The organism is Geodermatophilus maliterrae (genome assembly GCF_041018925.1).
Lineage (GTDB): Bacteria > Actinomycetota > Actinomycetes > Mycobacteriales > Geodermatophilaceae > Geodermatophilus > Geodermatophilus maliterrae.
In genome coordinates, this window is sequence record NZ_JBFNXQ010000161.1 from 1 (window position 1) to 7308 (window position 7308).

The window sequence follows — 7308 nt, forward strand, 5'->3', positions numbered from 1 at the left end:
TGCTCGCGCCGCCGCCGCCCCTGCCGGTTGCCGCCCGGGCCGCCGCCCTGGCCTGCGCCGGCCTGCTGCTGCTCGTCCCGACCGTCCTGCTCCTGGCTCCCGCGCTCTGAGCCGTGTGCACTTCCGCGGAGGTGCACGGCGCACCTCCGCGGAAGTGCGCAACGGGGAGCGTCAGCGGGTGGGCAGGGCCGCGGGGAAGTCGACGCCGGTGAGCTCGGCGGACGCCGTCCAGAGCCGGGCCGCGGTCCCCAGGTCGCTGGCCGCGGCGGTGCGCCCGGCCAGCGTCGGGTACCCGCGCACCTCCATCGGCCCGTCGGGCCCGGCGTAGCTCCCGCCCGGGAGGTCGGCCGTGGCCACGAACAGGGTGGGCAGTGCGCCCTGGTCACCGGACTGGGCGACCACCCGGTTGCCCACGGCCATGACCGCGTCCTTGACCCGGTTGCCGGTGTGGCCCTGCAGGTTGGTCGCCGACCAGCCCGGGTGGGCCGCCATGGCGCGGACCGGCGAGCCGGCGGCGGTCAGCCGGCGCTGCAGCTCGAGGGTGAAGAGCAGGTTGGCCAGCTTCGACTGGCCGTAGGCGCGCTCGGGGGAGTACCGGCGGCGCTCCCAGTTGAGGTCGGCGAGGTCGATCGTGCCCATCCGGTGGGCCGTCGAGGAGAGGGTGACCACCCGGTCGGTGACCTGTGGCAGCAGCAGGTTGGTCAGCGCGAAGTGGCCGAGGTGGTTGGTGCCCAGCTGCAGCTCGAAGCCGTCGGCGGTGCGCCCGGCCGGCACCATCATGATCCCGGCGTTGTTGACGAGGACGTCGAGCGGGCCGCTCCAGTCCGCGGCGAAGGCGCGCACCGAGGAGAGGTCGGCGAGGTCCAGCCGGCGGACCTCGACCTCCCCGGGCAGGCCGGCGGCGGCGCGCGCACCCCGGCCGGGGTCGCGGACGGCGAGCACGACGCGCGCGCCGGCCTCGGCGAGGGCCCGCGCGGTGGCCAGGCCCAGCCCGCTCGTCGCGCCGGTGACGACGACCGTGCGGCCGGTCTGGTCGGGGATGTCGGCGGTGGTCCAGCGACTGGTCATGCCCGGCCCAACGCGGGCCGGGGCGATCCCGTGCCGGGTCGGGCCGCCGTCCTGCTCCCGGCCCCGGCTGCCCGTCCGACCGCGCTGTGCTGCTACCGGCGTCCCGAGGCGAGCGCGAGGGCCACGAGCGCCGTTCCCGCGGCGGCGCCGCCGCTGACCCGGGCCGCCCGGCCGTACCGGGCCGACCGCAGCAGCGGCACCATGCTCGCCGCGTGCAGCCCGTCGACGGCGGCGGCGGCGCGCAGGACGGCCGGCCGGGGGGCGGCCAGCACCGCGGCGTGCTGCACCAGCAGCCGGGCGCCGAGCAGCCGGGCCACCCACAGCCGGTTCGACGGGTAGGTGGGCGCCACCGCGTCGGCCACCTGCCGCGGGCGGGTCACCAGCGCCAGGCCGGCGCCCACGCCGGCAGCGGCCAGCGACCGGGTGCCGAGGGTGCGGCCGGTCATCGCGCACTCCCGGCGCTCACCAGCGGGCGGCCCGACGGCGCCGCCGTCGTCGCCCCGTGCTCCGCCAGCGGCGCGAACCGGCGCAGCCGCAGGCTGTTGGTGACGACGAAGACCGAACTGAGCGCCATGGCACCTCCCGCGATCATCGGGTTCAGCAGACCCGCCATCGCCAGCGGGATCGCCGCGACGTTGTAGGCGAACGCCCAAAACAGGTTGCCCTTGATGACCGCCAGGGTCCGCCGGGACAGCCGGACGGCGTCGGCGGCCACCCGCAGGTCCCCGCGGACGAGCGTCAGGTCGCTGGCCTGGATGGCGACGTCGGTGCCGGTGCCCATGGCCAGCCCGAGGTCGGCCTGGGCCAGGGCGGCGGCGTCGTTGACCCCGTCGCCCACCATCGCCACGGTGTGCCCCTCGGCCTGCAGCCGCCGGACGACGTCGACCTTGTCCTGCGGCAGCACCTCCGCGATGACCTCGTCGATGCCCACCTGCGCGGCCACCGATCGCGCCGCGGCCGCGTTGTCGCCGGTGAGCAGGACCGGCCGCAGGCCCAGGGCGCGCAGCCGGCGCACCGCCTCGGCCGAGCCGTCCTTGACCGCGTCGGCGACCACGACCACCCCGCGGGCCGCGCCGTCCCACCCGACGACCACCGTCGTCCGCCCGGAGGCCTCGGCGTCGGCGACGGCCCGCTCGAGCTCCGGGGGGAGCCGCACGGACCACTCGGCCATCAGCCGGCGGCGGCCGGCCACGACCGCGGCACCCTCGACCACCCCGTGCACGCCCAACCCCGCGATGCTGGTGAAGCCCTCGACCGGCGGCAGCTGCCCGGTCCGCTCGGCCGCACCGCGGGCGATCGCCTGCGCGATCGGGTGCTCGGAGGCGTGCTCGACCGCGCCGGCCAGGCGGAGCACGCGGTCGGCGTCCTCACCCGGCGCCGGGACGACGTCGAGCAGGGTCATCCGGCCGGTGGTGACGGTGCCGGTCTTGTCGAGCACCACGGTGTCCACCGCGCGGGTGGACTCCAGCACCTCCGGGCCGCGGATGAGGATGCCCAGCTGGGCGCCGCGCCCGGTGCCGACCATCAGCGCCGTCGGGGTGGCCAGACCCAGCGCGCACGGGCAGGCGATGATCAGCACGGCGACCGCGGCCGGGAAGGCGGCGGCGAGGCCGGCACCGGCGCCGATCCAGAAGCCGAGGGTGGCCACGGCCAGTGCCAGGACCACCGGCACGAAGACCCCGGAGACGCGGTCGGCCAGCCGCTGCACCTCCGCCTTGCCGTGCTGTGCCTCCTCGACGAGCCGGGCCATCTGGGCCAGTTGCGTCTCGGCGCCGATCCGGGTGGCCCGGACGACCAGCCGGCCACCGGCGTTGACCGTCGCGCCGACCACGGTGTCGCCGGGACCGACCTCCACCGGCACCGGCTCCCCGGTCAGCAGCGAGGTGTCCACCGCCGAGGCCCCCTCGGTGACCTCGCCGTCGGTGGCGATCTTCTCGCCGGGCCGGACGACGAACAGGTCACCGACGGACAGCCGGCCGACCGGGATGCGCTGCTCGGTGCCGCCGCGGAGGACGGTCACGTCCTTGGCGCCCATCTCCAGCAGTGCCCGCAGCGCGACGCCGGCCCGGCGCTTGGAGCGGGCCTCGGCGAACCGGCCGGCCAGGAGGAACGTCGTCACGCCGGCGGCGGCCTCGAGGTAGACGTCCCCGCTGCCGTCGGTGCGGGTCAGGTCGAGGGAGAACGGGTGCACCATGCCCGGCTCGCCGGCGGTGCCGAGGAACAGGGCGTACAGGGACCAGAGGAACGCCGCGAGGGTGCCCAGGGAGACCAGGGTGTCCATGGTGGCCGCGCCGTGGCGCAGGTTGGTCCAGGCGGCACGGTGGAACGGCCAGCCGCCCCACACCACGACCGGCGCGGCCAGGGTGAGCGACAGCCACTGCCAGTAGGTGAACTGCAGGGCCGGGACCATCGCCAGCAGCACCACCGGCACGGTGAGACCGGCGGAGACCAGCAGGCGGTGGCGGAGGTGGAGGACCCCGTCCATCCCACCGGCCGGCGTCGCGTCGTCCTCCGGTGCGGGGGGCTCGGGCAGCCGGGCGGTGTAGCCGGTCCGCTCGACGGTGGCGACGAGGTCCTCGGGGGTGACCCCGCCGGCGTAGCTGACCTTCGCCTTCTCGGTGGCGTAGTTGACCGTGGCAGTGACGCCGTCGATCTTGTTGAGCTTCTTCTCGACCCGGGCCGCGCAGGACGCGCAGGTCATGCCGCCGATGGCGAGCTCGATCTCGGCGGTGGGGGTGCGGGCGTCCAACGGGTCCTCCTCAGTCGTCGCCGTGGCCGTGCCCGGCGGCGTCCGGCCCGGCAGCGGCGGGGACGTCGGCTGCCGGGCCGCTGCCGGCGTGGACGGTGAACTCGGCGGTCCGGACCACGTCGCCGTGCCGGAAGTCCAGGAACAGCCGGTAGTCGCCGGCCGAGGGGGCGGTGGCGGCGAACTCGACGTGCGGGCCCGGCGCGGTGGCGGGGTCGGCCGGGTCGCCCACCGGGTGCACGTGCAGGTAGCCGAGGTCACCGGCCCGGAGGGCGACCAGGTGCCCGTAGGCGCCGAGGTGGGGCTGCAGGTCGGTCACCGGGACGCCGTCCCGGCTGACGCCGAGGGTCAGCCCCGACTCGCGTCCCGGGACGAGCCCGCCGGTGAGGACGACGGTGTAGCCGTCCACCTCCGCCGTCGGTGACGGCGCGGGCAGCGGCTGCGGGCGGTGGTCGCCGGCGACGGCCAGGTCGGCGCCGAGGGTCAGGTCCTCGCCCAGCGCGGCCGGCGTGGTGTCGGTGAACACCCGCCAGCTGCGGGGGGTCAGCTCCAGCGGCGTCGACCAGGTCCCGTCGGCGCCCAGCTCGGGGTGGACGTGCTGGTAGCCGGTGAGGTCACGGCGGACGGCGACCAGGTGCAGGTCCTCGTCGTGGTCGACCTCGTAGTCGGTGACCGGCGCCCCGTCGGGTCCGAGGATGCGGAAGGCCAGCGGGGACGTCCCGGCCGGCAGCTCGTCGGCGACCAAGTCGAGGGTGTACCCGCGGTCGGAGACCTGGAGGCCGCCGGGCAGGGCGGCGTCCGCGCGAGCCGTCGGGTCGGCCGCCGCGGACGGGTCGGGGTGCCCCTCGTCGGCGGCGTGGCCGGCACCCGCGGGAGCCTCGGCAGCCGCGGAGCCGACCGGCCCGACGAGCGCGCCGACGCCGGTCGCGGCGCCGAAGACAGCGGCCAGGCCCACGACGGTGGCGCCGAGCCGGGCGGCGGTGCGCACGGGTGTCCTCCTCCTGCGGTGGGAGCCGGCTCAGCGGCCGGCGACCTCGTAGCCGGCCTCCTCGACGGCGGCGCGGACGTCGTCGTCGCCGACCGGGGTGTCGCTGGTGACGGTCAGGCCGCCGCTGTCGAGGTCGACGGAGACGTCGGTGACGCCGGGCAGGCCGCTGACCTCCTCGGTCACCGCGGTGACGCAGTGGCCGCAGGTCATGCCGACGACGGTGTAGCTGGCGGTGCTCACGGGGGACCTCCGGGACGGGGTGGGGGAGTCAGGACCGGACGAGCCGGGCGATCGCGGCGGAGGCCTCGCGGACCTTCGCGTCGGCCTCCGGGCCGCCGGTGGCGACGGCCTCGGCGACGCAGTGCGACAGGTGCTCCTCGAGCAGGCCGAGCGCGAACGACTGCAGGGCCGAGGTCATCGCCGAGACCTGGGTGAGGACGTCGATGCAGTACTTCTCGTCCTCGACCATGCGCTGCAGCCCGCGGGCCTGTCCCTCGATGCGGCGCAGCCGCTTGAGGTGGTCGTCCTTGCGGTGGATGTAGCCGTGGACGTGGCCGGCGGGGCTCTCCTGGGCGGTCACGGGACGAGCGTACACCCATACGGGGTGGGGGTTATCCGGCGGCGGTGTCGCCGTCGTCCCGGTCGGCGCGCAGCCGGTCGACGGTGTCGCGCAGCCGCTCGCTGGTGGCGCGGGCGTCGGCGAGCTCGTCCTGGAGCCCGAGGATGACCTCGGCCGAGGCGAGCGTGTGGCCCTCGTCGAGCAGGCCGCGCAGGCGCGCGGCGAGCAGCAGCTGGTGGCGGGAGTAGCGGCGGTGGCCGCCGGGGGAACGGTGCGGCTGGAGGACGCCGGAGCCGTCGAGGCTGCGCAGGAAGGCCGCCTGGACGCCGAGGAGCGCGGCGGCCTGGCTCATGGTCAGCGCCGGGAAGTCCGGGTCGTCGAGCCGGCGGACGGCGTCGGAGGCAGGTTCGGAGGCGGGATCGGTGCCGGTGCCCGGCCGCCGGCCGGTGCCGTCGGTGGCCACGGGTCCTCCTCCTTCGACCGGTCGCCCGGTGCCCGTCGTGGGTGCAGGAACGGCGCGGGGCCGGGCCACACCTGGCCCGGCCCCGCGTCAGGGTCGCCGATCGGTCGCCGATCAGCTCGCCGCCGTCACTTCTCGACGGCCCGCTGCTCGCCGGAGCCGGACTCGTGCTCGATGGTCCGGCCCTCCACCGCGGACGGCACGTCGGCGCGGGTCACGGTGATCTTGCGGGCGCGGGCCTTCTCCGCCACCGGGATGCTCACGGTGAGCACGCCGTCGTGGTAGCTGGCCTCGAGCCGGTCGGTGTCGAGGCTGCGGCCCAGGACCAGCTGCCGGGTGTAGGCCCCGTAGGGGCGCTCGGCGACGGCCCACTCCGCGTTCTCCAGCTGCGGCACCGAGCGCTCGGCGCTGACGGTCAGGGTCGTGCCCTCCACCGACAGGTCGATCGATCCGGGGTCGACGCCCGGCAGGTCGAAGTGCGCGACGAACTTGTCGCCGACCCGGTAGGCGTCCATCGGCATGCCCGACAGGGCGCGGGCGGTGCCGGGGCGACCGGCGAGCTGGTCCAGCGCGCGGAACGCGGCGGACGTGGCGGCGAACGGGTCGTAGGCGGTCAGCATCATGAACCTCCTGGGAGATCCGGTGTCTGTTCACTGCCCGAGGGGTCAACCTCTAGCGGCGACTAGAGATTACCTCCATCGAGCATCCGTGTAAACATCCAGCGGAGCACTTTGTTGCCGCGCAGGCATGGACCGCCGCGCAGGCGGGCAGTCCCCGGGCATGGACGAGCAGGTACCGCCCGGCGGAGCGGCCGGGGACGACGCCCACCTCTCCGGCGACGGGCCCCGCGTCACCGCGACGCTCGACGGCGACGTCAGCGTGGTCACCGTCGACGGCGAGCTGACCGAGGCCGCCCGGCGGCCGCTGGTCCGGGTGGTCACCGACCAGCTGCTCTCGGTGCCCACGCTGCGCCGGCTGGAGATCCAGCTGAGCGGGGTGCCGTTCATGAACTCGGCCGGGATGGCGGTGCTCGTCCAGCTGCAGCGGATGACCCAGCCGCGGGCGGTCACCGTCGCGCTCGTCGAGCCGTCGCCCGCCGTCGCCCGGCCCCTGCAGCTGACCGGCCTGTGGCGGCGCTTCGAGGTGGTCGACGGGACCGCCGGGCCGGCCGACGCGGGCGGGTCGCCGCCGTCCGGGGCGCAGTCCCGCCGTCCGGACGGCCCCGGCGGGCGCAGCGCCTAGCGGTTGCGCTCCTCGGGGTCGTACAGCGGGGCCCGGAAAGCCCGCGCGTACTCGCTCTGGCGGAGCCGGGCCAGCTCCGTCATGCGGCTGTGCAGGCCGTGGTCCCGCGGCAGCCGCTGCGGCCGGGGTTCCACGAAGACGGCCTCGCGCAGGTCGCGGTCGGGCACCCGGTCGCGGCCGCCGAGCGCCACCTGCACCGCGCTGGTGCCGGCCGCGACGGCGTCGTCCGGCGGTGCCTCCCGGAG

10 protein-coding genes are annotated in these 7308 nt (G+C 76.3%); 1 reads left to right on the forward strand and 9 read right to left on the reverse strand.

Annotated features, from left to right (window positions below; translation table 11 throughout):
- Positions 1-171 precede the first annotated feature (171 nt).
- The 8 genes from ABQ292_RS25630 to ABQ292_RS25665 all read right to left on the reverse strand — a co-directional run bounded on the left by ABQ292_RS25630 (position 172) and on the right by ABQ292_RS25665 (position 6444).
- A complete protein-coding gene (locus ABQ292_RS25630) occupies positions 172-1068 on the reverse strand; it encodes an oxidoreductase (RefSeq protein ID WP_369210527.1) in 897 nt (298 codons plus the stop codon).
- Positions 1069-1160: 92 nt separating this feature from the next.
- Entirely contained in the window at positions 1161-1514 is a 354-nt protein-coding gene (locus ABQ292_RS25635; protein WP_369210528.1) for a hypothetical protein, read from the reverse strand.
- Positions 1511-3817: a heavy metal translocating P-type ATPase gene (locus ABQ292_RS25640; protein ID WP_369210529.1), complete on the reverse strand. Its 2307-nt coding sequence runs from the start codon at positions 3815-3817 to the stop codon at positions 1511-1513. The genes ABQ292_RS25635 and ABQ292_RS25640 overlap by 4 nt, the downstream gene beginning before the upstream one ends.
- Before the next feature lie 10 nt (positions 3818-3827).
- On the reverse strand, positions 3828-4802 hold the full coding sequence (locus ABQ292_RS25645) for a DUF8832 domain-containing protein (protein WP_369210530.1): 975 nt from the start codon (positions 4800-4802) through the stop codon (positions 3828-3830).
- A 30-nt stretch (positions 4803-4832) separates the two neighbouring features.
- Positions 4833-5042: a heavy-metal-associated domain-containing protein gene (locus tag ABQ292_RS25650; RefSeq protein WP_369210531.1), complete on the reverse strand. Its 210-nt coding sequence runs from the start codon at positions 5040-5042 to the stop codon at positions 4833-4835.
- Positions 5043-5070: 28 nt separating this feature from the next.
- Positions 5071-5382, reverse strand: a complete 312-nt coding sequence (locus ABQ292_RS25655) for a metal-sensitive transcriptional regulator (protein ID WP_369210532.1) — start codon at positions 5380-5382, stop codon at positions 5071-5073.
- Positions 5383-5413: 31 nt separating this feature from the next.
- Positions 5414-5824 carry a MerR family transcriptional regulator gene (locus ABQ292_RS25660; RefSeq protein WP_369210533.1) on the reverse strand — a complete coding sequence of 137 codons (411 nt, stop codon included), beginning with the start codon at positions 5822-5824 and terminating at the stop codon, positions 5414-5416.
- Between the two features lie 125 nt (positions 5825-5949).
- Positions 5950-6444, reverse strand: coding sequence for an Hsp20/alpha crystallin family protein (locus ABQ292_RS25665; RefSeq protein ID WP_369210534.1), 495 nt, complete (start codon positions 6442-6444; stop codon positions 5950-5952).
- 124 nt (positions 6445-6568) lie between these two features.
- On the opposite strand from ABQ292_RS25665, the gene ABQ292_RS25670 reads away from it, so the two are divergent.
- Positions 6569-7063 (forward strand): STAS domain-containing protein, encoded by a 495-nt coding sequence (locus ABQ292_RS25670; protein ID WP_369210535.1) that lies wholly within the window; start codon positions 6569-6571, stop codon positions 7061-7063.
- Here the strand turns inward: ABQ292_RS25670 and ABQ292_RS25675 are convergent.
- On the reverse strand, positions 7060-7308 hold a 249-nt coding region (locus ABQ292_RS25675), incomplete at its 5' end, for a hypothetical protein (RefSeq protein ID WP_369210536.1). The genes ABQ292_RS25670 and ABQ292_RS25675 overlap by 4 nt on opposite strands.